Here is a 26,948-nt window from a genome sequence, read left to right as displayed (position 1 = left end):
TGGTTCCGACGGGCCGCGGTCACCCCGCCGCGGGGGCCGCGGCGAGCGGGACGCGCGCGGGGCGCGGGGGCTCCTCCCGCCTCGCGGACAGGCCGGCCAGCGCCTCGCTCAGATGGTCCAGCGAGGCCGAGATCCACGGCAGCGCCAGGGGGTCCGGGGCGTCGAGCGCGGCCAGCCGCAGCCGCGCCGTCTCGCCGTACAGGAGGCTGGTCGCCACCCGCACCCGCAGGGCCGCCGGGTCGTCGCCGAAGGCGTGGCCGGGGAGCACCCCGACGCCGTGCCGGTCGAGCAGGTGGGCGGCCAGGTCGGCGGAGGAGGCGAAGCCGAGCCCGGTGAAGTCGGGGTAGAGGTAGAAACCACCCCGCGGCGCGTCCACCCGCACGCCCGCGCGGACGAACCGCTCGTACACCGCCCGCGCCACCGCGCCGTGCAGCTCGCGGCTCCTGCTCACCCGCTCGACGAGCTCCGGCGGCTCGGTGTAGGCGTACGCCGCCGCCTGCTGGACCGGCGCGGCGGGGCTGGACCAGATCTCGCTCGCCACCGCCAGGAGCCGGTCGCGCAGGGCGCGCGACGGGAGCCGGGCCACGCCGATCCGCCAGCCGCCCAGGGCGAGGCTCTTGCTGAGCCCGCTGGTGATCACGGTCCGCTCCGGGGCCACGTCGGCGGGACTGAGGAAGCCGGTGTCCGGGGAGTGGACCAGGTCGCGGTAGATCTCGTCGGAGATGATCGTCAGGTCGAGCTCGCGGGCGACCTCGGCGATCCGCCGGACGGTGTCCGCCCCGGCGAGCGTCCCGCTGGGGTTGTCGGGGAGCGTGACCAGCAGCGAGCGCACGTCGCGCCCCTTGGCGCGGGCCTGCCCGACCGCCGCGATCACGCGCTCGGGATCCGGCACCCCACCCTCGCCGGGGGGCGTCGGAACGAGCAGGGAACGCGCCCCGACCAGCTCGGCCTGGGCGGCGTAACTGACCCAGCTCGGCATCGGCAGCACGGTGTCGCCGCCGATCGCAAGCAGCAGGCCGTACAGCAGGGGCTTGCTTCCCGGACCGCAGACCACCAGGTCGGGGTCGGTGGGCAGGCCGCGCCGCGACCAGTAGCCGCCGGCCGCCTCGCGCAGCGCGGGCGCGCCGGCGACGGGTCCGTAGCCGTTGAACCCGGACGCCTCGGCCAGCCGCTCGCTCAGTGCCGGATGCACGGGCAGGCCGGCCTCGCCGAAGGCCAGGTGCAGCACGCGCTCACCGGCGCGCCGTCTTCGCTCGATGTCCTCGTTGGCCGCCAGGGTGGCGGAAAGCGTGACGCTCATCGTGGGATCCCTCTCATCGCGGAAGCAGGACGGGACGCGTCCCGGAGCGGCGCGGGTCGTTGTGGAGCGGCTCGGGCCGTCATGGAGCGGTGCGGGCTGTTGTGGAACGGCGCGGGCTGTTGTGGAACGGTGCGGGACGTTGTCGGAACGCCTTCCAGCCTGGTGGGATGGGGGGCATCAGGACAAGCTTCGGTTGTCGTGGGTAGGCGTAAGGAAAACTGATGCTCGATTTACGAAGGCTCATGCTGATCTGTGAATTCGCCCGAAGGGGCAGCATCGCGGCCACCGCGACATCTCTCGGCTACAGCCCCTCGGCGGTCTCGCAGCAGCTGGCCGCGCTGGAGCGCCAGGCGGGCGCGGTGCTGATCGACAGGACCGCCAGGAGCGCGGAGCTGACCGACGCGGGGCGCCGCCTGGTCGAGCACGCCGAACGCATCCTGGCCATGGTGGAGAGCGCCGAGTCCGACCTGTCGGCCCAGGCCGCGACCCCCTCGGGCCGGGTCACCGTGACCGCCTTCCCGACCGCCGCGGTGGCCTTCGCGCCCGCGCTGGCCAGGACGCTGCGCCGGCACGGCGAGCTCACCCTGCGGATGGGACAGGCCCGCTCGGGACGCGGGATGCGCGAGGTGCAGTCGGGGGAGGTGGACATCGCCCTGGTCGACGACTGGTACGGCCGGATGCGCGAGCCCGACACCATGCGGGTCTTCCCGCTGCTGCGTGATCCGCTGGTGCTCGTGGTGCCGCGCAGACACCGGCTCGCCTCTCCCGACATCCCGGTCGACCTGCGGGAGCTGCGCGACGAGCCCTGGATGGCCACCCCGGACGGCGAGCCCTCCCGGCTGGCGGTGGACCGGCTGATGGCCGACGTCGGCGGCCATCGGCCGGTGCCCTGGGAGTTCGAGGGACTGGGCACGATCATCGGTCTGGTCGCCAAGGGCATCGGCATCGCGGCCGTCCCGGCCCTGGCGCTGGCCAGCGGGGTCCGGGGCATCGCCGTCCGCCGGTTTCCCGGGCCGCCGGTGGGCCGGGTCGTGTACGCCGTCGCCCGATCGTCCAGCGTCCACCGCCCCGCCGTCTCCGTCACCCTCCGGGCCGTCCACGTCGCCGCCAGGCTCCTCACCGCCGACCTGGAGGGTGTCGAGCCGGCGTCCCGGGAACGCCCGGAGGATCGGCCGGAGGACGAGGGGGCGCCGGAGTGACGCCGACGTTCATCGGCCGGGGCGAGGGGGGCCGGAGTGACGCCGACGCTCAGGGGGCGTGGGGAGGGTTCGGCCGGGGGTCGAGGGGGTGCCGGAGTGACGGGCTCGGCCGGGGTCCGGCGGTTCGTACCGGGGTGACGTCCGGTCCGGGGGCGCCCGGAGGCTCGTGTCCCGGTAACGTCGGCACGTGCCTCCCACCTACGCCCTTGAGCGGTTGCTGAACGACGGCGGTTCCAAACTGGTCGCCGGGGTGGACGAGGTCGGGCGCGGAGCCTGGGCCGGTCCGGTGGCGGTCTGCGCCGTGGTCACCGACCTGTCGGAGCCGCCCGCCGGGCTCACCGACTCGAAACTGCTCACCCCCGCCCGCCGCGCCGCCATGGTCCCCGAGATCACCGCCTGGGCGGCCGGGATCGGGTACGGCGAGGCGTCCCACGAGGAGATCGACACGCTCGGGATGACCGAGGCCCTGCGCAGGGCGGCGAGGAAGGCGCTGGCCGGGCTTCCCGTCCGGCCCGACGTGGTCGTCCTGGACGGGAAGCACGACTATCTGGGCGCGCCCTGGCCGGTCAGATGCGAGGTCAAGGGCGACCTCTCCTGCGTCTCGGTGGCCGCGGCCTCCGTGATCGCCAAGGTCCGGCGGGACGCCCACATGGCCTCGCTGGGCTTCGAGGAGTACGGGTTCGCCGACAACGCGGGCTATCCCTCACCGGTCCACCAGGCGGCGCTGGCGGCCCTCGGCCCGACGGAGCACCACCGCCTGTCCTGGTCGTATCTGGACGACCTTCCCCGGTGGCGCCATCTCAAGAGGCATCGCAATCCGCTGGCGGGAGAGGGCCAGCTCGGGCTCTTCGCATAGGCGTCCTCGCGTGGGGACGCCCGCGAAGGTCGTCAGCAGTCGACCAGCTCGGGCGTCTGGTTGAGGATCTGCGACCTGGCCGTGACGAACTTCGCGTGGGCGTCGGTGGCGGACGGGTCGAAGACGGCGACCCGGTGGCAGTTCTGGAAGGCCAGCCTCACCCCGAAGTGGCGCTCCAGGGCACCGCGCATGGCGTCGCTGGCGAGAGCCCGCAGGAGCTGGCCGCGAGCGGCCTCGTCCGGCGGGGGCACCGTGTTGTCGGCGAACTCGGCACCGGTGTGCTCGCGCTCCTTGACCAGGCCGGTGATGAGCGACCAGGCGTACGGAAGGGAGTCTCTGACACAGGTGACGAATGCCGCGTCGTCCACCTCACCGGCCTTGGCCTGGTCGAGAAGATCGTTCGAAACGGTCAGCGACATGCTGTGTTCTCCTCACAGAAGGGGATTCATCAGACACTAGGTCGGGCCTACTGATCGCTCCATCTAGCGGGAGAGCGACACTCGCGTGGGCCCGAAGACGAAGCCGGGGTCGACCTGGGCCGCCAGATCCTCGCCCGTGGCCCTGTTGGCCCAGGCCTCCGCGTTGCGGAGGTGGAACTGCACGGCCTGGCGCCCGAAGCGGAACCAGTCTTTCTCCTGGGCGTCGAGGTGGTCGAGGATCGTGCCCAGGGCCCGGGAGTTGGCCGGTTCGAGGTCCCGGAGGGTGAAGGGGCGGCCCTGCTCCATCGCGCGGATCGCCGCGGAGTGCTCCAGGCAGACCAGCAGGTCGTCGCCGACCTGGTCGCGCAGGAACGCCACGTCTCCCGGACCGTGGATCTTGTTGCCCACCACCGCGACCGGCACGCCGTAGTCGGCGGCGTAGTCGCGGTACTGCCGGTAGACGCTCACGCCCTGTCGGGTCGGCTCGGCCACCAGGAAGGTCATGTCGAAGCGGGTGAACAGTCCCGAGGCGAAGGAGTCGGCCCCGGCCGTCATGTCGACCACGACGTACTCGCCCGCGCCGTCGAGCAGATGGTTCAGGTAGAGCTCCACGGCGCCGACCTTGGAGTGGTAACACGCCACCCCGAGGTCGTCCTCGTCGAACGGCCCGGTGACCATGAGCCGGGGTCCTTCGGGCGTGGCGACGGAGAACCCGGTGTGGATCGGGTCGTCCTGCTCGTCGAGGCGGAGCAGCCGCGAGCCGGACCCCGGCGGGGTGGTCTTGACCATCGCGGCAGCCGACGAGATGCGGGGATTGTCGCCCCGCAGGTATTCCTTGATCTCGGTCAGGTGCGAGCCCATCGGCCTGGGCAGCGCGCCGTCGGCCATCCCCAGCGCCATGCCCAGGTGCTGGTTGATGTCGGCGTCGACGGCCACGACGGGGCCGCCCCGGCTCGCGGTGTATCTCGAGAAAAGCGCCGACAGAGTCGTCTTGCCGCTGCCGCCCTTGCCGACGAACGCCACCCTCATAACGACGATCCAATCTGATTATGAAAATCATTTCAAGCACTTCGGGGGCCCATCATGCCACGACGGGCGGGGGCGCGGGGTGCGTATCGCGAGGAGAGAGGGGGGCGCGTTCGTGTCGCGAACGCGGGCGAGAGTGATCTCTCGTGACGGTTAGGGACAAAAGGGGCGAGAGAAAACGCCTGCCATGTCATGACCGGCGCCGAAGGTCCGCTCTTGCCGCTTCGAGGTCTCCTGTACGGACTTGGCGATTTCCTTGGGGATGGACGGGGTGGATGTTTACCGTCGCTGCCGGTGGGACACGGCCGGTTCGGGTATCCCACCCCGAGTCGGTTGATCTTGAGCCCCCCTGCGAGATCGTGGACAAGGGTCAGCAAGGGGCTTTGGTGGTACACAGCGGTACCTGGTCGCGTCGCGTTTCCGCACGGCGGGTTATTGAGCGGGTTGTTGGACGGCGGTTCTCCGGACGAGGTGCCTCCGGGGGGTGGTTCGCCGAGGGGGAGGTCCCCGGGCGATGGTCTCCCGAGGGGGGAGCCTCCGGATCGCGGCTTTCCGAATGGCAGGTCTTCGGGGGGCGGGGCTCCGGGCGGCGGGTCCGGGGAGTCGCCGCGTGGGGGGTCGCGCTCGCGGTGCTCGCGGTGCCCGTGACGCCGTCGCCGGTTCTCGCCGCGTCCGGGCGGGGGGTGGCGGAGACGTCCTCGCCGTCCCTCCGGGCGGAGAAGAAGTTTCCCCCCGTTCCTGTCGTGGGCGGGAAGTCCTCGTCCGTGCCGGCGAAGAACCTGCCCGTGCCGCTGGAGGAGGAGCCCTCGGCCGTGCCGGAGGGGGGTTCGTCCGTGCCGATGAAGGACTCGTCCGTGCCGGCGAAGGACTCGTCTGCGTCGACGGAGGGCTCGTCCGTGCCGGCGGGGGGTTCGGCCGTACCCGCTGAGAAAACCGAGGAGGGCGAGGTGGCGTCGTCCCCCCGGGCCGATGCCGCCTCGGAGTCCGGTGGGACGTCCGCTTCTGTCCGGACGGTGGATGGGGCGCCCGTGCCCGTACCGGCGGAGGGTGAGGGGCCCTCGCCCGCGTCCGTGACGGGGAAGCGGGTCGTACGGGCGGCCTCCGGTGGCGAGGGCCGTGCGGCGGCGGGGGCTGGAAAGCCGGAGGTCGAGATCACCAAGACGGCCTGGCCCGTCCTCGCCAAGCCCGGACAGAAGGTCGCCTACACCGTCGAGCTGCGCAACACCGGTGGCAGCGGCCGCCGGGGGTTCACCTTCACCGACGACCTGTCGGGCCTGCTCGACGACGCGCGCTTCGACCACGACCAGTGGGCCACGTCGGGCACGGTGTCCTTCACCGCGCCGAAGGTGACCTGGACCGGTGACGTGGCCGCCGGTCAGACGGTGAAGGTCACCTACGGCGTCACGGTGGACGACCCCCCGGCTGGGGACCTGCGTCTCTCCGGTGAGCTGGTCGGCCCCGAAGGCTCCAACTGCGCGGTCGGGTCCGCCGATCCCGCCTGCGGAAACCTCGGCGCGCCCGGTCTGCCGCTGTTGTACGTCCTCATGACCGCCGACAGGGAGACCGCCGGCCCCGGTCAGGCGGTCGCCTACACGATCACCGTCGGCAACGTCGGCAACGCCGCCTACCAGGGGGCCAGGCTCACCGGGGAGCTCTCCCGGGTCCTCGACGACGCGACCTACAACGGCGACGCGCGGGCCACGAGCGGCACCGTCTCGTACGGCGCGCCGAAGCTGGCCTGGAACGGCGACATCCCGACGGGAGAGACGGTCACGATCACTTACAGCGTGACCGTCGGCACCTCGGGCGCCGGGGACGGGATGCTGGACAGCGCCGTCCAGGCACCGGGGGGCGGGACGAACTGCCCTGACCCGGTGCCGTGGTCCGCCAGGCGCGCCGCCCCCGTGCCCGACGCGGGTTTCGGCTGCGCGCAGCGGGTCGCCATAAGGGGGACGACGACCACCGGGCCGGTCGGGCCCAGGGTTTCCGGGTCCGGGTCCGGATCTGAGTCCGGGTCCGAGTCCGGGTCCGGGTCCGGGTTTGAGTCCGGGTCCGGGTCCGGTGACGCCGCGGTGGGCGTGGCGCCCGGGGCCGGCTGCCCGGCGGGGTCTACCGGCCCCGGCTGCGGGACGGGACCGGCGGGGAACGCCTCCGCGCCGGTGCCCGGCTCCGACTCCAGCCCTGGTCCTGGTTCCGCTCCTGATTCCAATTCCAACTCCGGTGCTGGTTCCGGCTCCGGTTCCAACCCCAACTCCGGTTCCGCTCAGACGTCGGCGCCCGGCTCCAACTCCGGCTCCGGTCCTGATTCCGGCCCCGGCTCCGATTCTGGTTCCAACCCCAACCCCAACTCCGGTGCCGGTCCCGCTCAGGCGTCGGCGTCCGCTTCGGGGGCGGTGTCCGGTCCGGATGCCGTGCCGATGCCCGCTCCGGGGTCGGTGCCCGATCCGGATGCCGTACCGGTGCCCGGGGCGCTACCCGTTCCCGGGCGAGTGCCGGTGTCCCCTTCGGGGCCCGCACCCGTCTCCGGTCCGGAGACGGCCCTGGCGCCCGCGCGGGTGCCGGAACCGCCCGTCGCGCCGTCGTGCGGGCCGGGTGGCAGGGGGCGGTCCTTCGCGGTTCCCTGTCCTGAGGACGGGCCTCGCAAGGGACCGGCCGGTCCCTCGCTACCCTTCACGGGGCTGCCGTTCTGGCCGGTCCTGGTCGGCCTCCTGCTCTTCGGCCTCGGTCTGGCCCTGCGGTGGCGTACCCGGGAAGGAAGGCCCTAGCCGGGCGCTCATCGCGGCCGGGGGCCGGGTCAGATCGCCGGCATCCGGCGGCGACGGCGGAGCAGGAGCGCGCCGGTGGCCAGTCCCGCGGCGACGGCGCAGGCCAGCGAGACCGGCAGGACCCAGTCGGCCGTCTTCTCCGGTACGGCCACGGTGTTGATGTCCGTGGCGCAGACCAGCACGGGGCCGGTGGCGCTCCTGCGGGCGCAGGCCGTCGTCGCCAGGTTCCGCAGCGCGGCCCCCGCGACGGCGCCCACCCGGGCGCTCATGTGGACGACGGTGTCCTTCTGGGGCGGGACGTTCACCGTCCACGCCACCTTGCCCTGCTTCACCCGCCCTCCGGCGTCGGCTTTCACGAAGGTCATCGACGGCGGCAGGGACTGCACCAGAAGGACGCGCCTCAGCTGGCTGGTCCCCTGGTTGCTGATGCGGAGCGTGTACGTGTTCTCCGCGCCGGGAGTGATCTCCCTCGCCCCGTCGTCGAGGGAGATGGAGACCGAGGGGACCGGATCGGCCCAGGCGAAGGGCCCTCCAACAGGGAATGCGGCGATTGCGGCGAGCAGTCCCGCGCTCGCCAGATGACGTTTCATCCTCGAACCTCCATGATGACAGTGAGTAATCACTCCATAACAGCATTCCGGCCCTCGCGGGTGCTCTCAACGCGCCGGACGCGCCGAGCGTGTCGTCCGCGCGGGTCGCCAGGTCACCGGGTCACCGGGTCACCGGGACGCCCGGCCGTCAGTGGCAGGCGGAGTCGAGGATGACGGCGTTCGTCTCGGCGGGCCGGTTCGCGTTCCTCCGGTTTCCGGCCTGGAGGGCGGGCGCGGAGCGGGGCGGGGCGGGCGGTGCCTCCAGGGCGGAGATGACCTCGCGCCTGATCAGGTGGTAGTCGGGCGCGCCCGAGTAGATCAGCGGGGGGACGAACTGGAGGCTCCTGATCCTGGAGTCCTTCACCTTCTCCGCCAGCTCGATCAGGTCGGGCAGCAGCTGCCGCGGTATGTCGGTGGAGATCGCGTCGACGGCGGCGGTGGCCAGTTTCTCGAAGCTCTGGAAGACCGCCACCGGGTCGGCCTGCTTGGCGACGGCGTTCAGCAGGCACTTCTGGCGGCCCATCCGCACGTAGTCGTCGCTGTCGGTGCGGGACCTGCCGTACCAGAGCGCCTCCTCGCCCGAGAGTCTCCGCCTGCCCGCCTCGATCAGGCCCTCGTTCTGCCTGCCGTATACGATGGGGTCCTTGATGCGGACCCGTACGCCGCCTATCGCGTCGACGATTTCCACGAAGCCCCTCATGTCGACCATTGCGTAATAGGGGATGTCGAGCCCGAGGATGCCGCTGATCGTTCTTTTCAGGAGTGTCGGGCCGCGGTGCCGTTTGTTCTGCCTGGGCACCATTTCCGGATAGTCCTCGGCGTACTGGTAAATCTCGTTGAGCATGCCCGGCGTGTACGGCGGCTCGCCCTGGAAGCCGTAGGGGAAGCGGTCGCGGGCCGGGCCGGGCGGCATCGGGACGTCCTCCAGGTTCCTGGGCAGGCCGAACAGCACGGTGTCGCCGGTCCGGGTGTCGACGCTGGCCACGGTCATGCTGTCGGTGCGCACGCCGGTCCGGTTGGCCGCGGCGTCCGCGCCGACGAGCAGGATGTTGAGCCGCTTCAGGCCCTTCCACGGGTCCACCGGGATCGGCGTGACGCTCTCGGCGAAAACCGAGGTCACGACGTTGTGGGAGAGGTAGGCCAGCCGGGCCGCGTAGGCCATCGGAGTGATCACCAGCACGCACAGCACGCCGACGGCGGCGGCGGAGAGGTACCGGGCCGAGGGAGGCGCCGACTCCGGCCGTACCAGCAGGTAGGAGTGGACGATCACGGCGACGGCGGCGGCCGCGACCAGCATCGCGGTGAGCGCGAAGGCCCACAGCCAGGCCGGTTGCACGGCGAGGGAGAGCAGCGAGGGCCCGGCGGTCAGCCAGGCGGTCGCGGCGGCCCCGGCGAGGATGAGCTCGACTCCCATCAGGAAGGCACCGGTCAGGCGGCGGCCCGTCCAGATGTGGGCCAGCCCCCACAGAACGGCCGAGCCCAGTGTCAGTGCCAGGCTCGATCCGACGCCTGTTCGCCCCGTATTGCCTGCCATAGCCGTGACATCTCCTGCCCGTCAGCTCCGTCAGCCCAATACGTCGCAGGTTAGTAACGGTTTTCGGTTGAATCGGCTATGTGATTGTTCGACGCGCTGGGGATGGTGGGTCAAGGTTTGTAAACCAGATTCCGCCGTCAAGATGGCACTGAGCTTCAAGTTCGCGTCAAAAAGAGCCTGTAACCGGTTTTGTCAGGCAAACATGGGGATTTCCAGGTAAAGCGGTTAGGGGGGCTCGTGCGTAGAGTGATCGGTTCGATTTTGATCGCGCTCGGATGCCTGCTCGCTCCCTTCGCCCTCACCGCCCACTGGGCGGCGACCGACATCGCGGACCCTGACCACTACATCCGCGAGGTGACCCCGCTGGCCGCCCACCCGGCCGTGAAGAACGCCGTCACGAACCGCGTCACCGACGAGATCGTCCTGCGGTTGCGCGGGCTGGGGCTCTCGGTCGGCGGGGAACTCATCCGTGAGACGGTGAAGGACGGCGTCGACGACGACTTCGCCATCGCCTGGGTGGAGATCAACAAGCTGACGCACCGCCGGTTCCTCGCGATCCTGGGTCACGACCCGAACCCCCGCGCGCAGGAGGACGGCGTCGGCTACGACCTCGCCCCGGTGTACGAGCTGGTCAAACGGAAACTGCAGGTCGCCGGCATAGGGGCCGCCTCGCGCCTGCCCGAGTCGCACCCCGTCACCCTGCTGCTGCCCACCTCCGCCATGGTCATGATCGACAAGGTCTACGACGAGCTGATCTCGCTGAGGTGGGTCCTGGTGGGCATGTCGCCGGTCCTGATCGCCGCGGGGGTGTACCTGGTCCGCGACCGGTACACCGTGCTGATCGGCGCCGGGCTCGGCCTGGCCGCGAGCATGCTCACGCTGGCGATCGCCATGTCCGCGGTCCGCAACGTCTATCTGCCCGGTGTCGTCGAGGGCGGCCTGTCGTACGCCGCCGTGGTCGCGATATTCGACGCGCTGACGGCCTTCCTGAGGAACGCCCTCCGGGTGGTCTTCGCGCTGGGCCTGCTCATGGCGGCGGCGGCCTTCTTCTTCAGGGGCAGGTCCATCCGTACCAGGCTCGCGGCGGCGGCGTTCGAGAGCCGCTCTCACCAGTCGGCGGAGCCCTCGAAGGACGTTCCCGAGGGGTGATAGCCGAGCCGGGCGCGCGCGGCGGTGATGTCGAGGGTCCGCTCGACGGCCAGGTGGCCCGCGGCGTAGCGGGTCAGCCGGGGCGGGCGCCGGAGCAGCCGGGACGCGGTCTCGGCGACGGCGGCGAGGGGGTCCGCGAGCCTGAGCGGCAGGTAGTACGGTTCGGCGTCGACGCCGCGTTCCCGGAGGATCGCGCGCAGGGCGTCGTCGAGCACGACGGGCTCGGCGTCGGTCACGTTGAAGACGCCGCGGTCGACCGGTCCCTCGGCGGCGAGCAGGCAGGCCCGGACCAGGTTGTCCACCGAGGTCAGGCTGATCCGCTGGCGGCCGTCGCCCACCGCGATCAGCCTGCCGCCCCTGACCGCGCCGAGGACCCGGGGGAGCAGCGTGGTGTCCCCCCTGCCGTAGACCGCGTGCGGGCGCAGGACGACCGCCCGCTCCAGGCACCTCTCCGCGGCGGCCTTCGAGGCGCCGTACGCGTTGGCGTACCGCCCGACCGGGGCGGCGTCCTCGGTGGCCATCACGGTCGGCCGGAACGGGTCGTAGACGCTCGCCGTGCTGACGTGCACGAACCTGGCGCCGGGGAAGGCGGAGGCGGCGTTGCGGGTGCCGTCCACGTTGGCGGCCCAGATCTCACGCGGCGGCCCCCAGTCCGTGACGCTCCCCGCGCAGTGGATCACCACGTCCACCTCCTCCGGGAACGTCGCGGGACGGGGGCCGAGCAGATCCCACGAGGTGTACGGGGCGCCGCCGACGTGCCCGGCGTCCACCTCGGGCCGCCTGCCGAAGGCCGACACCGCCCAGCCCCGCGCCACGGCCGCCCGGCAGACCGCGCCCCCCACGAATCCGGAGGCGCCTGTCACCGCGATCCTCGGCCCTCGCTTGCCAGGTGTGGCCGATAGCCCAGGCACGGAGGGGAGGTCAGGCACGGCGGGTGACCAGGTCTCGCAGGGCGGCCCGGTCGAGCTTGTCGGCCCGGCCCGAGCGGGGGAAGGCGTCGAGCGGCTCGATCCGGTCGGGCATGGCCGCGGCGTCCACGATCTCGGGAAGGGCCCTGCGCAGCAGGTTCTCGTCGTAGCCGTCCGCGGGCACGACGGCCAGCACGACCTCCTCGTCCCCGGTCTCGGGGTCGGGGAGCCCGACGATCGCGGCCTCGGCCACCCCGGGCAGCGCCGCGACACCGGACTCGTACAGGCCCGGGTAGATGTTGAACCCGTCGCGGAGGATCATGTCCTTCTTCCGGCCGAGCAGCACCAGCCGGTCCCCTTCGAGCCGGACCAGGTCGCCGGTGGCGATCTCCCGCAGCGGTTCCTCGCCGAGGTAGCGCCGCGCGAGGTGGGGGCCGGAGACGAACAGCTCGCCGTCCTCGGCGATCCGGACGCCGACGCCGGGCAGGGGCACCCCGAGCAGGTCCCCGCCCGCCTGGGCCAGCTTCTCCCGGGCGGACGCGATCGCGATGGGGAGCGCCTCGGTCATCGCGTAGACCGACAGGATCTCGGGCCCCGCCTCGATCGCGCGGCGGAGCACGCCCGGCGGGGCGGGGGCGGCGCCCAGCAGGAGGTAGCGGAGGGTTCCGGGGAGCCTGGGGGTCTCGCGCAGCAGCCTGTCCAGGTGGACCGGGACGGCGAAGGTGTGGGTGGCCCGCCGCGCGGCCAGTTCCGCGGCGAGGTCGCCGCCCCCGGGCAGCGACCAGGTCGCCCCGGCCAGCAGGGCGGGGAGCCCGAGCATCAGCTGGTCGGTGTGCACGACGTCACCGGGGCCCAGCGGGAACGCGCTCCTGAACATCTCCAGCCCGGCCGCGAGGGACCCCCGGGTGTGCACCACCCCTCTCGGGCGTGCCGTGGTCCCCGAGGTGAAGATCACCGCCGCTGGTTGGTCCGGGTTCGTCCCGTACGCCTCCCGCCTGGCCTCGCCGTCTCGATAACCCTCCCGGCCGCTGTTCCGGCCGGTCTCCCGAGCCGCAGGGTCGGTGGAGGCGCCGGACGGCCGGAGGATTCCCCAAGCCGCAGGGTCGGTGGAGGCGCCGGACGGCCGGAGGATCCGGGAGAGCCGCAGTGCTCCCCGGGGGACCCCGGGCAGCCACGGGCCCGCGTACAGGTGGCGGACGGGGTGGCCGGGAAGCGGGTCCGCGAGGTCCGGCAGGAGCAGGCCCCGGCGGCGGGCCAGGCCCCTGAGCGGGCCGCTCAGGGTGTAGAGCAGGGACTCGCTGACCACCCACGCGGGCCGGGCCGCGGCCATCCGGGCCGCGAGCACGTCGGGCGCCAGGCCGGGGTCCGCGAGGACGAGCGTCCCGCCCGCCGCCACGGCTCCCAGCGCCAGCGCCACCGCGTCCACCCCGGGCCGCACCGCGAACAGCACCCCGTCCCCGGGCCGCATCCGGCCTTCCGGCCGGGGCCCGTTTTCCGGCCGCGTTCCACCTTCCGCTCGCGTTCCACCTTTCGCTCGCGTTCCACCTTTCGCTCGCGTTCCGCTTTCCGCTCGCGTTCCGGCGTCCGGGAGCGCCCTGTCTTCCGGCCGCGCCCCGTCTTGCGGCGGCGCCCCGTCTTCCGGTCGTGCTTCGTCTTGCGGTGGTGGCCCGCCCATCGCGTCGCGGACCGCCGAGACCCGGCGGGCCAGCTCGCCGTAGGTGATCTCGCGGCCCCGGCCGTCGACGATGGCGGTACGGCCCGGCTCCCGGGCGGCGACCGTCATGATCCCGCCGATGATGTCGTTCACGCGGCGTCGACCCGGCCGATCCACAGGTGCTCGTAGGTGGGGATGAGGACCCCCCTGGCCGCGCGTCGCCGTACCACGCGCACCCGGTGGGAGAGCAGGACGGAGGCCACCGCGCGGATCTCGGCCAGGGCGAGCGGGTAGCCGATGCAGAAGTGCGGGCCCGCGCCGAACCAGAGCCTGCGCAGCTCGGGCGGGTGAGGGCGGGAGGGGTCGAAGGGGCCGTACGCCCTGGCGCAGTTGTGGGTGACGATCAGCACCCGGTCGCCGGGGCGTACCGCCGTGTCCCCGACGCGCGCCGGGGCGGCCACCGAGCGCAGCATCAGCGGGGTCGGCGTGGTGACCCGCATGGCCTCCTCGATGACCGTGTCCAGGTCGCCGACCGGGGTCCGGTGGTCGTGCAGGAGCGCGATCAGCCGGGGGACGAACGTGGCGACGGTCTCGGTACCGGTGAGGAAGAACGCCCCGGCCGCGCCCCTGGCCTCGGCCACGGACAGCCCCTGCGCCCGCATCCGGCCCATCACCGTGGACTCGTCCCCGGCCTCGTAGGCGGCCTGCGCGATGTCCCCGATCCGGTCGAGCACCCGCCTGGCGACGGCCACCTGCCGGTCCGACAGCCGCCGCGAGCGCAGCGAGACCATCGAGACGACCCGTTCCCCGTCGGCGAACAGTTCCCTGGCCCGTGCCTCGGAGACCTCGCCCAGCCCGATCACCCGGCAGATCACCGCTCCGGCCATCAGGCGCATCGCGTCCACCAGGTCGACCGTCTCGCCCCGCCCCAGGCGCGCGGAGAGGTCGTCGAGCGGCCCGCGGAGCACGTCGTCCACCAGCGAGGACACGTACCCGGTGGTGAACAGCGGCATCAGCTTCCTGCGGAGCGCGAGATGGCCGGGTCCCTCCATGTTGAGCAGCACGGAGGGGCCGAGCACGGGCGTCCACAGGTCGCCGGGCGAGCCGGGGCCGTCCTTGCGGAACCGCTCGTCCATCAGCACGGCCCGCGCGACGGCGGCGTCGTTGACCACGACCCCCAGCCCGGGGACGCGCACCACGGGCCCGAGCCGGGCCAGCAGCCGCATGAGCGGGTAGGCGAAGGGGTGGGCGGCCAAATAGAGGCGGGTCTCGTGGTTCACCGGACGTCGATCACTTCGGGCCGGTAGTGGTGGTCGGCGTACCAGGCGAGGGTGCCCGCGAGGCCGTACGCCCGCAGCCTGCGCACCGAGCCGAAGACCACCACGTCGCGACGCGAGGCGTACGCGGGGGTGAGGGTGCGCACCCGGTTGACCAGGGCGCGGTCCTCGTGGACCTCCTCGATCGCGGTCCGGGGGAAGCCGCCCGCGCGCTCGTAGAGGTCCGCGGTGATGGCCAGGGTGGCGCCGGGCATCATCACGTACGGGCCCAGGTAGCGCGGGTCCCTGTTGCCCGGCCGGAAGCGGCCGAAGGTCGCCGCCACCTCCACCACGAACGGGATGAGGTGGCGCTCCCAGAACTTCAGCCGGAACTCGTCGGTCCGGGGCCGCAACTGCCCGCCGACCATCTCCAGCCCGTCGCCGAAGGCCCGCCGGATGTTGCGCACCCAGTCGGGGCGGGGCAGGCAGTCGGCGTCGGTCCTGGCCAGGTGGGTCGCCCCGTGCGCGATGGCGTGGCGCATGCCGGTGTCGGAGGCGGCGCCCGTGCCCTTCCTGGTCTCGACGACCACCTGGACGCCGTGCCGCCGTACGACCTCGGCGGTGTCGTCGGTGCTCGCGTTGTCCACCACGAGCAGTGTGAAGTCCTGATCCTCCTGCGCGGCCAGCGCCCGCAGCGTCGCCTCGATGCCGGGGGCCTCGTTGTAGGCCGGAACGATCACCCAGAGGTTCATCGCGTCTCCTCCGGCGTCACGCCGGCGCCGGTCTGTCGCGTCTTCGCCGGCGTCACGCCGGTGCTGTTCCGTCGCGTCTTCGCCGGCGTCACGCCGGTGCCGGTCCGTCACATCTCCGCCAGCATCACGCCGGTGCTGATCCCGCCGCCGAGCCCGAGCAGCGCCACCCGGTCGCCCGGCCGCCAGCCGCCCAGCGCGAGCTGGAGCGGCAGCGTCGTCGAGGCGCAGTTGCCGTGCTCGGGAAGGCTCACCACCAGCTTCTCCTCGGGGATGTCGAGCACCTGGGCGAGGAAGCGCAGGTAGGGCAGCGCCACCTGGTGGACCGCCACGATGGCGAAGTCGTCCCAGGTCAGGCCGGTGCGCTTGAGCGCGTTGAGGAAGATGTCCGGGCCGACCGCCTCGAAGGCCTCCTTCAGCCTGCGCCCGTCGCCGCGGAAGTAGGAGTACTCGGGGTCGCGGGGGTGCGCCGTACCGCCTCCGGGCAGGGTGCCGACCGCCCAGGCCGTGGAGTCGGCCGCGAAGTCGCGGTAGAAAATGCCACGTTCCACATCGGCGGCGACCGTGACCGCGGCCCCGGTGTCCGACAGCGTGTAGCCCGCGAAGGAGTCGACGAACTGCGCGCGGTCCCTGACCCGCCAGCGGATCGCCCGCGACGGGATCTCACCCGAGCAGACCAGCACCTTGCGGTGCGCGCCGGTCAGGATCAGCGCCTCGGCGATCTGGATGCCGTTGAGCATGCTGTTGCAGGCGTTCTTGACGTCGAACACCGGGCACGAGAGCCCCAGCTTGGCCGCGACGATGTGCGCGGTGGCGGGCTCGACCATGTCCTGGGAGGCCGACGCGAAGACGAGCAGGTCGACGTCGGCGTGGTCGAGCTCGCGGGCCGCCTCCACGGCCAGGTCCGACGCCTGCTGGTCCTCGCGGGCCACGTGACGGCGCCGGATTCCCGTCATCCGCTCGACGACGCCTCCGTGGGGCACGTAACCCTCGATCCGCCGTTCGACGTCAGCGCTGGAGACGGTCCGCTCCGGCAGATACGCCGCGACGCCCGTGATCCGGGCTTTCATTGGTCTCCCTAAACAGCGTCAAGTCTCCCCATGTTCGCGCAATGTATCTAAAAGACGACGATTTGTCCTGATCGTGTGCTGGCTGAGGGGCACAGAAGGAGAAGGAGACCCACTGTGGTATGAGCCGGTCGTGAAGGGGTAGCGGGTGCCGCCATGAGCGACGTTCGGACAGGACCGGTGACCACGAAGGTCCCCGCGCGGTTGGACCGGTTGCCATGGTCGCGGTGGCACTGGATGGTCGTCATCGGGCTCGGCACCGTCTGGATCCTCGACGGTCTCGAAGTGACGATCGTCGGCAACCTCTCCGCCCGGCTGGCCCAGGAGGGCAGCGGCCTGGCGATCACCCAGGCCCAGGTCGCGGGTACCGCGGCCGCCCTCTACGTGGCCGGGGCGTGCCTGGGGGCGCTGTTCTTCGGCTGGCTCACCGACAGGTTCGGCCGCAAGAAGATGTTCATCATCACGATGGTCGTCTACCTGGTCGCCACCGCCGCGACGGCGTTCTCGTTCTCGGCCTGGTGGTTCTTCCTGTTCCGGTTCCTGACCGGGTTCGGCATCGGCGGTGAGTACGCCGCCATCAACTCGGCCATCGACGAGCTCATCCCGAGCCGCCACCGGGGCAGGATCGACATCATCATCAACGGCAGCTACTGGCTCGGCGCCGCGGGCGGCGCGCTGCTGACCGTGCCGCTGCTCAACAACCTGCCGGTGAACATCGGCTGGCGCGTCGCGTTCGGCATGGGCGTGGTGCTCGGCCTGGCCATCCTGCTGGTACGCAGGAACGTGCCGGAGAGTCCCCGCTGGCTGTTCATCCACGGCCGTGACGAGGAGGCCGAGGGGCTGGTCGACGGGGTGGAGAGGCGGATCGAGCAAGAGAAGGGCGTCAAGCTCGACGAGCCCTCGCAGTCGATGACCATTCACCAGCGCAAGTCCATCGGGTTCGGCAGGATCGCCCACACCATGGTCGCCCGCTACCCGAAGCGGACGGTCCTCGGGCTCTCGCTCTTCATCGGCCAGGCGTTCCTCTACAACGCCATCACCTTCGGGTACGCGCAGATCCTGTCGACCTTCTTCGGCATCGAGACCGAGACCGGCTACTACTTCGCCGTCATCGCGGTGGGCAACTTCCTGGGCCCGCTCCTGCTCGGCCGGTTCTTCGACACGATCGGCCGCATCCCGATGATCTCCGGCACCTACATCCTGTCCGGGGTGCTCCTCTTCGGCACGGCCTGGCTGTTCAACCAGGAGGTGCTGACCGCGACGACGCTCACCGCCTGCTGGTGCGTCGTGCTCTTCTTCGCCTCCGCGGGGGCGAGCTCGGCCTACCTGACCGTCAGCGAGATCTTCCCGATGGAGACCCGGGCCATGGCCATCGCGTTCTTCTTCGCGATCGGCACCTTCGTGGGCGGCGTGTCCGGGCCGCTGATCTTCGCCGGCCTCGTCGAGAGCGGCAGGCCCGGTGACACCGCCTTGGCCTTCTGCATCGGCGCGACCCTCATGATCGCCGCAGGGCTGGTGGAGCTCTTCCTCGGGGTCAAGGCCGAGGGCAGGGGCCTGGAGGACATCGCCGAGCCGCTGAGCACCACCCCGGACTGAGCGGTACGGCCAGCCGGGAGTTCGTGATCCCCTGTCGCGGGTTTGACGGCTCTCGGTCGCGGCAGAGGACCCATAAGATCATTTTTCGTGATCGGCCGGGTTCGCCGTGATCGACCTCGCCGGGCTGAACATCGTCACCCGCACCGTGATTCGTGATTCTGCTGGAGGTATGCATGCGTGACACAGCTCGTGCGTTCGCCGTGACCACCGCCGCCCTCGCCCTCGGGCTGAGCGCCTGCAGCGCGGGAGGGACGGCCGACGGCCGGCCGGTCCAGCAGGCCGTACCCGACGCGGGGGAGAAGACCGGGAAGACCGGGAAGCCGGCCGGACCCGTCACTCTGAAGTACTGGACCTTCTCCCCGCCCGCGGACGCGCTGAAGAGGGCGATCACCGCGTTCGAGCAGGCCAACCCCGGTATCGAGGTCGAGCTGCGCACCTTCGACGAGGCCGGCTACCGCGAGCGGCTGCCCGAGGCGCTCGACGGGGACGAGGCGCTCGACGTCGTCGGTCTCCACATCCCGACGATGACCCGCGCCGTCGCGAACCGGCTCCGCCCGGTCGAGGACTGGAAGGACAAGGTCTCCGGCGACTGGGTCGAGGGACTCGACGAGGGCGCGGTGGAGCAGACAGGGAAGGCCGCCAAGGACGGCAAACTCTACTCCGTCCCGATGGGATCCAGCGGCGGCGCGGTCATGTACTACAACGCCGCTCTCCTGTCCGAGCTCGGGGAGTCCTTCCCCGAGACGGCCGCCGACCTGGAGTCCATCGTCATGCGGGTCAAGAAGGAGATTCCCGACCTCCGGCCGGTCGTCTTCTCCGGGGAACCGCGCAGGCAGGAGGAGCTGCTGTTCACCGTCGCGAGCCAGACCCACCCGACCCTCTCCGACGACCTGCTGGCCGGTGACAAGCCCTGGAACGGCCCCGAGATGGTCTCCGCCCTGACCGCGTACCGGTCGCTGTTCGACAGGGGCGTGCTGGCGAAGTCGGGGCTGGCCCTCAAGGGCGACCGCCCGGCCGAGCTCTTCCGCGACGGCAAGGCCCTGTTTTTGGTGGACGGCTCGGGCCGGAGCCCGATGCTGTCCGCGTCCTACCGCAAGACCGGGAAGATCTCCGTCAAGAAGGTCGGCGCGGGGCCCTTCCCGACCATCCTGCCGGGTGCCGAGCACGCCGTGCGCAGCACGCCCGAAGTGGGGCTGGCCGTCCCCAAGGGGTCCAAGCACGTGGCCGAGGCGGCCGCGCTGATCGAGTTCCTCACCGCGGGCGACGGCGTCTCCGGCTGGGCCGGAGACCTGGCGATGATCCCCTCGCGTGAGGACTTCCGGCCGGCCTCGTCCGTCTTCGCCGCCTCGGAGAGCAAGGACGGCTACGCCGCGATCGAGGAACTCGTCAGGGACGGCGACTCCCTGAACGTCCCCGACGAGGTCTTCCTGAAGCGCGCCGAGGGCGACGCCATCCTCGACGTCGCCCACGGCCGGACCACCGCGAAGAAGGCGGCCGACCTCCTGCAGAAGGAGTGGTCCCGCGGTCAGTGACCGCTCCTCTTCCGTAAAGTCCCCGGGGCGCCCTGCCGGGTCAGGCGTCCACGAGCCGGAAGGTGCGGCGGTAGGCCATCGGCGAGACGCCGATGGCCCCCTGCAGGTGCTGGCGGAGCGAGGCGGCGGTGCCGAACCCCGACCGCAGGGCGACGCCGTCCACCGGCAGGTCGCTGGTCTCCAGGAGCCGCCGGGCCAGCTCGATCCGCTGCAGGATGAGCCACTGTCCGGGGCTGAGGCCCATCTCGTCGCGGAAGCGCCGGGTGAAGGTACGGCGGCTCATCCGGGCGTGGGCGGCCAGCTCGCTGAGGGGGAGCGGCTCGTGCAGCCGCTCCAGCGCCCAGGTCCTGGTCGCCGCGGTCGTCGCGGCGGTCGGGGCGGGCAGCGGGCGCTCGATGAACTGGGCCTGGCCGCCGTCGCGCCACGGGGGGACGATGCATCGCCTGGCCACGCGGTTGGCGACCTCGGTGCCGTGGTCGCGCCGGACGATGTGCAGGCAGAGGTCGATCCCCGCGGCCACCCCGGCGGAGGTGAGCACGTCCCCGTCGTCCACGAACAGCACGCTCGGGTTGACCTTGACCCGGGGGAACAGTTCCTGGAAGTGGTCGGTGCTGCTCCAGTGGGTGGTCGCGGGACGGCCGTCGAGCAGCCCGGCCGCCGCGAGCACGTAGGCGGCTGTACAGATCGAGACCAGGCGGGTGCCCGGCCGGACGCGCGCGATCGCGGCGGCCAGGGGCTCGGGGAGCCGTCCCTCGCGGGAGATCGTGCCGAGGGCGTGGGTGGCCGGGATCACCACGGTGTCCGCGCTCTCCAGGGCCTCGGGCCCGTGCTCCACCGTGATCGAGAAGTCGGCGTCGGTGCGTACGGGGGCGCCGTCGACGGTACAGGTGAGCACCTCGTAGAACGGCTTGCCGTCCGGGTCCTTGGCGCCGCCGAAGATGCGCGGCGGGATGCCCAGCTCGAAGGGGATCACACCGTCCAGCGCGAGCATGACGATCCTGTGCATGACCCGATTCTCACACGTGGAAGATACGGGCCATCTTCGCGGGGGCTGTTTCCTGTGGTTCCTCGCGGCGTGCGGTTCGGGGCGTGCGGCGAGCTCGGGGCGTGCGGGGAGTTCGGGTCGTGTGGCGGGCTCGGGGCGTGCGGGGAGCTCGCGGCGTGCGGTTCGGGTCGTGTGGCGGGCTCAGGGGCGGAACGCGGTCGACAGCGGCAGGTGGAGGACGAGCCGGGCGCCGCGGCCGGTGGTGCTGTCGGCGGCGTAGAGCCGGCCGCGGTGCGCCATCGCGATGTCCCTGGCGATGGGCAGGCCCAGGCCGGTCCCCCCGGCGTCGCGGCTGCGTGCCGAGTCCAGCCGGGTGAACCGCTGGAAGACCCGCTCCCGCTCCTCCGGCGGGATGCCGAGCCCGTCGTCGGTGACCTCCATCACGGCCTCGCCCCGCAGGATCCCGACACGGACCCGCACCTCGCTCACCGCGTGCCGGTCGGCGTTGGCCAGCAGGTTGGCCAGCAGCCGGCCCAGCTGGAGCCTGCTGCCCCGCACCATGACGCCGGGGTCGAGCTTCAGCAGCACCTCGTGCCGGGCCGGCTGGTTTCCCACCTGGGCGGTGACCAGCTCCGCGAGGTCGATCAGCTCCGGCGGGCCTCGTACGCCGGCGTCGAGGCGGGCGAGCAGCAGCAGGTCCTCGATGAGGGTCTGGAGCCGTTCCGCGTCCGCCAGCGCGGAGTACATCGTCGTCAGAGGGTCCTCCGAGCCCGGATCGGAGATCGCGAGTTCGAGTTTGGTGCGCAGGCCGGTCAGGGGGGTGCGAAGTTCGTGGGAGGCGTCGGAGGCGAAGCGGCGCTGGTTCTCCACGGCCCGCTCCAGCCTTTCGAGGGTCGCGTTGATGGTCTCGGTGAGCTGCGCCATCTCGTCCTCGGAGTCGGAGACGGGCATCCGGCGGGTGAGGTCGGAGGCGGTGATCTCGGCCATCTCGGCGCGGATCCGCTCCACCGGGGCGAGCGTACGGCCCGCCAGATGCCAGGTGCCCCAGCCGAGCAGCGCGAGAAGCGCCGAGGAGAAGAGCGCCAGCGTGATCTCCAGGAAGTTGGTGCGGAGCGACCGGGGTTCCGGTGTCGCCGCGTAGACCATGACGTTGCCGTAGACGGTGCGGTCGGCCCGCAGGCCCACGGCGACGTAGCACGTCCGCTCGCTCGTGGGGAGGTCCACGCACGGCGTCCCGTCCACGCGCATCTCGCCGGGGGCCGGGCGCATCCGGGTGATCGGGGGCTTTCCCTTCATGGCCGGGCTGGCGGCGACCACCCGCCCGTCGTTCGCGACGACCTGGATCCGGTTGATCCGGGTGACCGGGATGACGACGGAGTCCGCGGGCCCTCTTTCGATGTCCTGGACTGTTTTCCCGGCCGCCTCGGCCGCCGAGTTGACGAGGTCGGCCGACAGCCTGGTCTCCACGATCTGCCAGGTGGCGAACGCGCCGGTCCCCAGCACCATCGCGAACACGATGATCGCTATGAGGGTCACCCGACCCCGGATCGACTGCGGATGCCGCAATACGGCTACCCCCTCAAAAAAGCGTCATTCCTCCCATAAGCACACGCTTTTGACCATTTATAAGTGATCGGTATTCATCAAAAGGCAAAGCCAGACCAAGCTCTCACGCCGTTCGGAGGCGAAGGGCAATGGTTCCCACCCGCCGGGGGCCGGAGGGGCGCCCTGCTCAGAGTCCCGGCAAGGACGGTCAGGCGCCGGCGCACGAGTCGTGGGTCGCGTCGAAACCCTTCAGGCTCTCGGTGTCGTCACGCGGAAGCGGCTTCAGGCCCTTCCAGTCGTCGCCGATCGTCAGGACGAGCCTGCCCGTGGTCGCCCGGCGGACGGGCAGCGGCCTGGAGGCGAGCAGGTCGCGGCTGAGGGTGGGCGCCTTGGTGGTGCCGTTCGGCGAGTAGGCGATCGTGGTCGTCGGGTACGGCTTGCGCGACGCGTCGCCGATCCTGGCGACGTGGTAGCCGCGCTCCTCCAGCTGGACGGCCACCAGGGTGGCGAGGCCGGACCGCATGGTGCCGTTGCGCACCTCGACCTGGATCTTCGACCGGGGCACCCTGGTCTGGCCGCCCTTGACCCCGGAGCCGGTGATCGCCCGATCCGTCGCGACGATCTTGAAAAGCCTGCCGCTCTGGGGCTGGACCCACTCCACCCGGCCGGGGTGGACCAGCGAGTAGCGCCACGGGGTGGTGATGAAGTGGATCTGCCCGGCGGCGAGCCCCTGCGCGCTGGTCGCCAGGTCCCTCATGACGCCCGGGGTCAGGCCGGGGTCGGTGGTGACCGACTTCGTCGCCGCGTCGAGGAAGCCGAACAGCCGGGCGGGGTCGGTCAGCGTCTCGCCGCTCATGACCTTCTTGACCATGGAGGCGATGAACATCTGCTGGCGCTGGATGCGCCCGATGTCCGACCCGTCGCCCAGGCTGTAGCGGGCCCGGACGTAGCCCAGGGCCTGCTCGCCCCCGAGGTTCTGCCGACCGGCGGCCAGGTGGAGCAGGGCCTTCTTGTCGTTGATCGCCTCGGGTACGCAGACCTCCACGCCGCCGACCGCGTCGACCATGCCCTTGAAGCCGGTGAAGTCGACCTTCACGAAGTGGTCGATGTGGATGCCGGTGAGGGACTCGACGGTCTTCCAGGTGCAGGTGATGCCGCCGGAGTTGAACGACTCGTTGATCATGCCCACGTGCGGTCGCTGGCCGGGCAGCCCCTGCTTGGCCCGGCAGGCGGGAAGCTGGACCATCGAGTCGCGCGGGAAGCTGATCACCATCGCGTTGTCCCGCTTCGGCGAGATGTGCGCGAGCATGATCGTGTCGGTCCGCTCGCCCGCCACCCGGCCGTACCTCGCGTTCTTGCCGCCCCGCTGGTCCGAGCCGACGACCAGGACGTTCATCGCCTTGCCCGCGGCCTTGACCGGGCGTCGCCCGAGGTCCTCCGCGGTGACCTCGACGTGCTTGACGTTGCCGGTCAGCTTGACGTACGCGCCCGCCACCGTCCCCGCCGCCACGAGCACCACCGCGGTGGCGGCGGCCACCAGCCACCACAACCACCTGCGGCGCGGCCGCCACGAGCGCCGGCCGGACGGCGCCGGTGGCTCGGGGGGCGGCTTGGGGGACGCGTCGATCAACCCGCTGCTCACGTGACTCCCGGGGGGAAGCGGCCACGGCGTGCGCCCGTGGCGAAGAAGCCGTGTTCCGGCCGTCGCAGAGTTTACTGACCTCCCGATGCGGGCGGTCCGGTGCGGGTCTGTCCCGGATGGGGGTACGTCTGTCACGGGTGGGGGTACAGAGGCCTGTCCTGTGTGGTGGTACGCATCCCTGTTACGATCCGCCGGTGATTATCCGTCACGGGCATCTCGGCGACGTACCTGCTGTCCTGGCCATGTTCGACGGCGCGGTGGCGTGGTTGTCCGCTTCGGGGCGCACCGGCCAGTGGGGCAGCGAGCCGTTCTCCCTCAACGCGGCCCGGGTCGAGGGGATCACCCTGTGGGCGATGTCCGGCGGGATGCGCGTCGCCGAGTTCGGCGGCCGTCCCGCGGGCTGCCTGGTGGTGGGGGCCGCGATGCCCTACGTCTCCCCCGCCCGCGAGCCGGAGCTGTACGTCCAGGGGCTGGTCGTCGACCGGAGATACCACGGCCGGGGGGTGGGGGCCGCGCTGTTGGAACGTGCCCGCGCGGAGGCCGCCTGGCTGGGGGTCTCGCTGGTGCGGGTCGACTGCTACGCCGGTGACGACGGCCGGCTGGTGGCGTACTACGAGAGCCAGGGCTTCACCCGGACCGAGAGCTTCAGGGTCGGGGACTGGCCGGGCCAGATCCTGGAGGCGAGGCTTCCCGCCGCCACGGGCTGAACGGCCCGTCCGGGGGGCCGCTCAAGGGTGCCCGTTCAGGACGGCCCGCTCGGGACGGTCGGCTCGGGGCGGCTCGCTCAGGGGGCCGGCTTCAGGACGGTCCGCTCAGAGTGCCCCCTCGGGGCGGCTCGCTGGGGTCGGCTCGGGGGGCCGGCTTCAGGGCAGTCCGCTCGGGGCGGTCTGCGCCGGAGACGCGAAGAGGGTGCGAGACCCGTTCCCACGGATCCCGCACCCTCCTGTCATGACCGGGCGGTTCAGCCCGCCGTGCCCGTCGAGGCCGGGTAGATGCGGAGCCAGTCCACTTCCATCCACGCCTCTCCCGAGCTGCCCTGGCCGGGGAACCAGTCCAGCTGCAGGCAGACCGACATCGAGCTGCTGGTGGCGTTGCCGGAGCGGAACCACTCCTGCCCGTCGATGTAGCCGACGACGCTGTCGGGAGTGACCTCCACGGCGTAGGTGTGCCAGGTGGTCATGTCGATGTTGGCGTGGGCCTGCTCCTGTCCCTGGGGGGTGTGCAGGAAGAAGTTCGGCCGCTGCCTCTCCGGGTCGTCGATGACCTCCAGGAAGTCGATCTCCTCACCCGTGGAGCTCCGCACGTTGCCGCCGCCGTCCTTCGGCCACAGCAGGGCGACGGGGTGGTACGACCCGGCGCCCGGATACAGGCGGATACGGGTCTCCCAGCGCCCGTAGGCCTGGTCGTGACGGGCGGCCAGGCCGGCCGTGGTCCCGTCCTCGCGGCCGTAGAGGTAGAGCGCCCCGTTGCCGAGGTAGAGCTGCTGGGGGGAACGGCGGCCGTTCCCGGCGTGCCCGGCCGAGTCGTAGAACACCCAGTCGGACTCGTCGAGGTAGTCGTCGAACTCCGCGCACCAGGCCGGTGCGCCCCAGTTGAGGGCTTGCGCGGCGCTGGCCTCGCCGGTGGCGGCGGGGGCGCAGGGCGCCGCCGAGACCACCTCTCCCTGGGCCGCGCTGAGGGTGCTCACCGTCAGCGCGGCCACCATGCTGAGTACGGCCACCCGCACGTGGGATCTGGTGATCATGATTACTCCCAGGATCTGGCGCAGAGTTTGGAGGGACTGAAGCTCCAGCAGCCGGTGCTCGTCGGGCTGGGGATCGACGGCCTGTTCTGGCTCGACGGCGGCTGGGCGGGGGAGGCGGGCGGCGCGAACACCCAGCGCGGCGCGCCCGCGGGCTCCCGGTTCGAGATCAGCAGGACGGGGGATTCCGCGGTACGGCCCCGCCAGGGCGCGAGGCTCCAGCACGAGGCGAGGTCCCCCGGCTCACAGGAGTCGGAGGTGGAGCGCTTGAGCGGGGGCAGGGGCAGGACGGTGGGGACCGAGGGCGCCGGGGACGGGGCCGCCAGCGGGGATCGGGTGTTCTGCACCGGCTCGGTCAGCAGGGAGGGCTCGTACGCGCCGGTCCGGGTGGGCGCGGGCCGGGGCGCGTGGGTCGCCCAGCTCGGCTGGGCGGTGCGCGAAGGGGCGGTGAGGGTGGAGGCCGGGTTCGCCGAGGGCTTCGACGTCGCCTTCGGAGGGTTGGTGGGCCGCTGGGAGGTCGAACGGGTGGGTCTGGGGGCGGCGGTGGCGGTCGGCGCGGGCCTGGTCGCCGTCGCGTCGGGATCGGGGAATGTGGGGCCGGGGCGTGTGGGGGACGGCGCGGGTGCGGGCCCGGTGACCGTGCCGGAGGGTTCGGGTGCGGGTCTGGTGGCCCTGTCGGAGGGCTCCGGTTCGGGCCTGGTGGCCCTGTCGGAGGGCTCGGGGTCCCTTGGCGGTCGCGGTCTCTCGGTCGCCGTGGGCGTGGCTCTCGACGTGGGTGACGTGGTGGCGCTGGCCGACGGCGCGGGGGTGTTCGGGGCGGAGGACGCCGAGGACGACGCCGACGGCCTCGTGCCGCCGGGCGGCGCCTGGGTGGCCTTCCTGGTCTCCGGGGGCGCGTTGGTGGATGCCGTGCTCGGCGGCGCCTGGGTGGCCTTCCTGGTCTCCGGAGACGCGTCGGCGGTGGGCCTGGCGTTCCTGGGGGTCGTCGGCGGGGCTTCGGTGGGTCTGGCGGTTCTGGAGGTCGTCGGCGGGGCCTCGGTGGGCCGGGTGTTCACGGGCGGGGTCTCGCTGGGACGTGTCCTTCTCGACGGCGGGTTCGCCGGCACCTCGTTCCTGGGCCGTGCGGTCTCCCGCGGGGGCGAGGAGAACTGCTCGGCGGGAACATCCTCCTCCACCCGGGGGGCGGTGTTCCGCTGACCGGGACGGCTACGGGACGTGGGAGGGGAGTCGCGGGTCTCGGGAGGTGACGCGCTCTCCACGGGGATGTGGCGGGCTCCGCTCTCCGAGGGCGGGGTCCCGTCCGGCGTCGAGCCGGACTCGCCGTCCAGGCCGGAGTCGCTGTCCGAGCCGGAGCGGTTCTCGTTCTCGGGGACGGCCTCCGCCGGGGGGAGCTCCTCTCGTACGGGGGGCGGGGCGGCGGCCACGGGGGGAACGG

22 protein-coding genes are annotated in these 26,948 nt (G+C 72.0%); 8 read left to right on the top strand and 14 right to left on the bottom strand.

Annotated features, from left to right (window positions below):
• Positions 1–19: 19 nt before the first annotated feature.
• A complete protein-coding gene (locus tag ACFYWM_RS04795) occupies positions 20–1,300 on the bottom strand; it encodes a pyridoxal phosphate-dependent aminotransferase (protein WP_389908596.1) in 1,281 nt (426 codons plus the stop codon).
• Between the two features lie 221 nt (positions 1,301–1,521).
• On the opposite strand from ACFYWM_RS04795, the gene ACFYWM_RS04790 reads away from it, so the two are divergent.
• Positions 1,522–2,499, top strand: coding sequence for a LysR family transcriptional regulator (locus tag ACFYWM_RS04790; protein ID WP_389908594.1), 978 nt, complete (start codon positions 1,522–1,524; stop codon positions 2,497–2,499).
• A 187-nt stretch (positions 2,500–2,686) separates the two neighbouring features.
• Entirely contained in the window at positions 2,687–3,355 is a 669-nt protein-coding gene (locus ACFYWM_RS04785; protein WP_389908591.1) for a ribonuclease HII, read from the top strand.
• A gap of 32 nt (positions 3,356–3,387) precedes the next feature.
• Here the strand turns inward: ACFYWM_RS04785 and ACFYWM_RS04780 are convergent, their stop codons facing one another.
• Together ACFYWM_RS04780 and ACFYWM_RS04775 are read right to left on the bottom strand one after the other, a co-directional pair.
• Positions 3,388–3,774, bottom strand: a complete 387-nt coding sequence (locus tag ACFYWM_RS04780; RefSeq protein WP_389908589.1) for an SCO5389 family protein — start codon at positions 3,772–3,774, stop codon at positions 3,388–3,390.
• Positions 3,775–3,837: 63 nt separating this feature from the next.
• Entirely contained in the window at positions 3,838–4,803 is a 966-nt protein-coding gene (locus tag ACFYWM_RS04775; protein ID WP_389908586.1) for an ATP-binding protein, read from the bottom strand.
• A 1,025-nt stretch (positions 4,804–5,828) separates the two neighbouring features.
• On the opposite strand from ACFYWM_RS04775, the gene ACFYWM_RS04770 reads away from it, so the two are divergent.
• The gene (locus ACFYWM_RS04770) at positions 5,829–7,565 is read left to right on the top strand and encodes a hypothetical protein (RefSeq protein WP_389908583.1); all 1,737 of its coding nucleotides are present in this window, start codon (positions 5,829–5,831) and stop codon (positions 7,563–7,565) included.
• 29 nt (positions 7,566–7,594) lie between these two features.
• On the opposite strand, the gene ACFYWM_RS04765 is transcribed toward ACFYWM_RS04770, so the two are convergent.
• A complete protein-coding gene (locus ACFYWM_RS04765) occupies positions 7,595–8,155 on the bottom strand; it encodes a hypothetical protein (RefSeq protein ID WP_389908580.1) in 561 nt (186 codons plus the stop codon).
• A gap of 148 nt (positions 8,156–8,303) precedes the next feature.
• On the bottom strand, positions 8,304–9,689 hold the full coding sequence (locus ACFYWM_RS04760; RefSeq protein WP_389908577.1) for an LCP family protein: 1,386 nt from the start codon (positions 9,687–9,689) through the stop codon (positions 8,304–8,306).
• A 237-nt stretch (positions 9,690–9,926) separates the two neighbouring features.
• Between ACFYWM_RS04760 and ACFYWM_RS04755 the strand changes: the two genes are divergently transcribed.
• Positions 9,927–10,838, top strand: coding sequence for a hypothetical protein (locus ACFYWM_RS04755; RefSeq protein ID WP_389908575.1), 912 nt, complete (start codon positions 9,927–9,929; stop codon positions 10,836–10,838).
• On the opposite strand, the gene ACFYWM_RS04750 is transcribed toward ACFYWM_RS04755, so the two are convergent.
• The 5 genes from ACFYWM_RS04750 to ACFYWM_RS04730 form a co-directional block, all read right to left on the bottom strand.
• Positions 10,796–11,701, bottom strand: a complete 906-nt coding sequence (locus tag ACFYWM_RS04750; RefSeq protein ID WP_389908572.1) for an NAD-dependent epimerase/dehydratase family protein — start codon at positions 11,699–11,701, stop codon at positions 10,796–10,798. The two genes, ACFYWM_RS04755 and ACFYWM_RS04750, sit on opposite strands and share 43 nt — an antisense overlap.
• A gap of 58 nt (positions 11,702–11,759) precedes the next feature.
• Entirely contained in the window at positions 11,760–13,214 is a 1,455-nt protein-coding gene (locus tag ACFYWM_RS04745; protein ID WP_389908569.1) for a class I adenylate-forming enzyme family protein, read from the bottom strand.
• A gap of 335 nt (positions 13,215–13,549) precedes the next feature.
• Positions 13,550–14,680: a cytochrome P450 gene (locus ACFYWM_RS04740; protein WP_389908567.1), complete on the bottom strand. Its 1,131-nt coding sequence runs from the start codon at positions 14,678–14,680 to the stop codon at positions 13,550–13,552.
• Positions 14,677–15,408, bottom strand: coding sequence for a glycosyltransferase (locus tag ACFYWM_RS04735; RefSeq protein WP_389908564.1), 732 nt, complete (start codon positions 15,406–15,408; stop codon positions 14,677–14,679). The genes ACFYWM_RS04740 and ACFYWM_RS04735 overlap by 4 nt, the downstream gene beginning before the upstream one ends.
• Before the next feature lie 107 nt (positions 15,409–15,515).
• Entirely contained in the window at positions 15,516–16,475 is a 960-nt protein-coding gene (locus ACFYWM_RS04730; protein ID WP_389908562.1) for a 3-oxoacyl-ACP synthase III family protein, read from the bottom strand.
• A 153-nt stretch (positions 16,476–16,628) separates the two neighbouring features.
• Between ACFYWM_RS04730 and ACFYWM_RS04725 the strand changes: the two genes are divergently transcribed.
• A complete protein-coding gene (locus tag ACFYWM_RS04725) occupies positions 16,629–18,068 on the top strand; it encodes an MFS transporter (RefSeq protein WP_389908558.1) in 1,440 nt (479 codons plus the stop codon).
• 173 nt (positions 18,069–18,241) lie between these two features.
• Entirely contained in the window at positions 18,242–19,600 is a 1,359-nt protein-coding gene (locus ACFYWM_RS04720) for an ABC transporter substrate-binding protein (protein WP_389908555.1), read from the top strand.
• Between the two features lie 40 nt (positions 19,601–19,640).
• On the opposite strand, the gene ACFYWM_RS04715 is transcribed toward ACFYWM_RS04720, so the two are convergent.
• From ACFYWM_RS04715 to ACFYWM_RS04705, 3 genes are all read right to left on the bottom strand, one after another.
• Positions 19,641–20,606: a GlxA family transcriptional regulator gene (locus ACFYWM_RS04715; protein ID WP_389908552.1), complete on the bottom strand. Its 966-nt coding sequence runs from the start codon at positions 20,604–20,606 to the stop codon at positions 19,641–19,643.
• A gap of 180 nt (positions 20,607–20,786) precedes the next feature.
• A complete protein-coding gene (locus tag ACFYWM_RS04710) occupies positions 20,787–22,121 on the bottom strand; it encodes a sensor histidine kinase (protein ID WP_389908549.1) in 1,335 nt (444 codons plus the stop codon).
• 217 nt (positions 22,122–22,338) lie between these two features.
• Positions 22,339–23,772 carry an LCP family protein gene (locus ACFYWM_RS04705; RefSeq protein WP_389908546.1) on the bottom strand — a complete coding sequence of 478 codons (1,434 nt, stop codon included), beginning with the start codon at positions 23,770–23,772 and terminating at the stop codon, positions 22,339–22,341.
• Positions 23,773–23,966: 194 nt separating this feature from the next.
• Here ACFYWM_RS04705 and ACFYWM_RS04700 point away from each other — a divergent pair, with 194 nt between their 5' ends.
• Complete coding sequence (locus ACFYWM_RS04700) at positions 23,967–24,479, top strand: GNAT family N-acetyltransferase (protein ID WP_389908543.1); 513 nt, start codon at positions 23,967–23,969, stop codon at positions 24,477–24,479.
• Positions 24,480–24,733: 254 nt separating this feature from the next.
• Here ACFYWM_RS04700 and ACFYWM_RS04695 read toward each other — a convergent pair whose 3' ends face one another.
• Positions 24,734–25,516: a glycoside hydrolase family 16 protein gene (locus tag ACFYWM_RS04695; RefSeq protein WP_389908540.1), complete on the bottom strand. Its 783-nt coding sequence runs from the start codon at positions 25,514–25,516 to the stop codon at positions 24,734–24,736.
• A 27-nt stretch (positions 25,517–25,543) separates the two neighbouring features.
• On the opposite strand from ACFYWM_RS04695, the gene ACFYWM_RS04690 reads away from it, so the two are divergent.
• On the top strand, positions 25,544–26,710 hold the full coding sequence (locus ACFYWM_RS04690; protein ID WP_389908538.1) for a hypothetical protein: 1,167 nt from the start codon (positions 25,544–25,546) through the stop codon (positions 26,708–26,710).
• Positions 26,711–26,948 lie beyond the last annotated feature (238 nt).

Source organism: Streptosporangium sp. NPDC002721 (assembly GCF_042888905.1).
GTDB lineage: Bacteria > Actinomycetota > Actinomycetes > Streptosporangiales > Streptosporangiaceae > Streptosporangium.
This window is presented reverse-complemented; position numbering and strand designations above follow the sequence as displayed.

Bases quoted from the DNA above. Each gene is read 5' to 3' on its own strand.
- ACFYWM_RS04795 (WP_389908596.1), bottom strand. From the start codon at position 1,300: ATGAGCGTCACGCTTTCCGCCACCCTGGCGGCCAACGAGGACATCGAG.
- ACFYWM_RS04735 (WP_389908564.1), bottom strand. From the start codon at position 15,408: ATGAACCTCTGGGTGATCGTTCCGGCCTACAACGAGGCCCCCGGCATC.
- ACFYWM_RS04775 (WP_389908586.1), bottom strand. From the start codon at position 4,803: ATGAGGGTGGCGTTCGTCGGCAAGGGCGGCAGCGGCAAGACGACTCTG.
- ACFYWM_RS04730 (WP_389908562.1), bottom strand. From the start codon at position 16,475: ATGAAAGCCCGGATCACGGGCGTCGCGGCGTATCTGCCGGAGCGGACC.
- ACFYWM_RS04745 (WP_389908569.1), bottom strand. From the start codon at position 13,214: ATGCGGCCCGGGGACGGGGTGCTGTTCGCGGTGCGGCCCGGGGTGGAC.
- ACFYWM_RS04790 (WP_389908594.1), top strand. From the start codon at position 1,522: ATGCTCGATTTACGAAGGCTCATGCTGATCTGTGAATTCGCCCGAAGG.
- ACFYWM_RS04765 (WP_389908580.1), bottom strand. From the start codon at position 8,155: ATGAAACGTCATCTGGCGAGCGCGGGACTGCTCGCCGCAATCGCCGCA.
- ACFYWM_RS04780 (WP_389908589.1), bottom strand. From the start codon at position 3,774: ATGTCGCTGACCGTTTCGAACGATCTTCTCGACCAGGCCAAGGCCGGT.
- ACFYWM_RS04715 (WP_389908552.1), bottom strand. From the start codon at position 20,606: ATGCACAGGATCGTCATGCTCGCGCTGGACGGTGTGATCCCCTTCGAG.
- ACFYWM_RS04760 (WP_389908577.1), bottom strand. From the start codon at position 9,689: ATGGCAGGCAATACGGGGCGAACAGGCGTCGGATCGAGCCTGGCACTG.
- ACFYWM_RS04720 (WP_389908555.1), top strand. From the start codon at position 18,242: ATGCGTGACACAGCTCGTGCGTTCGCCGTGACCACCGCCGCCCTCGCC.
- ACFYWM_RS04695 (WP_389908540.1), bottom strand. From the start codon at position 25,516: ATGATCACCAGATCCCACGTGCGGGTGGCCGTACTCAGCATGGTGGCC.
- ACFYWM_RS04725 (WP_389908558.1), top strand. From the start codon at position 16,629: ATGAGCGACGTTCGGACAGGACCGGTGACCACGAAGGTCCCCGCGCGG.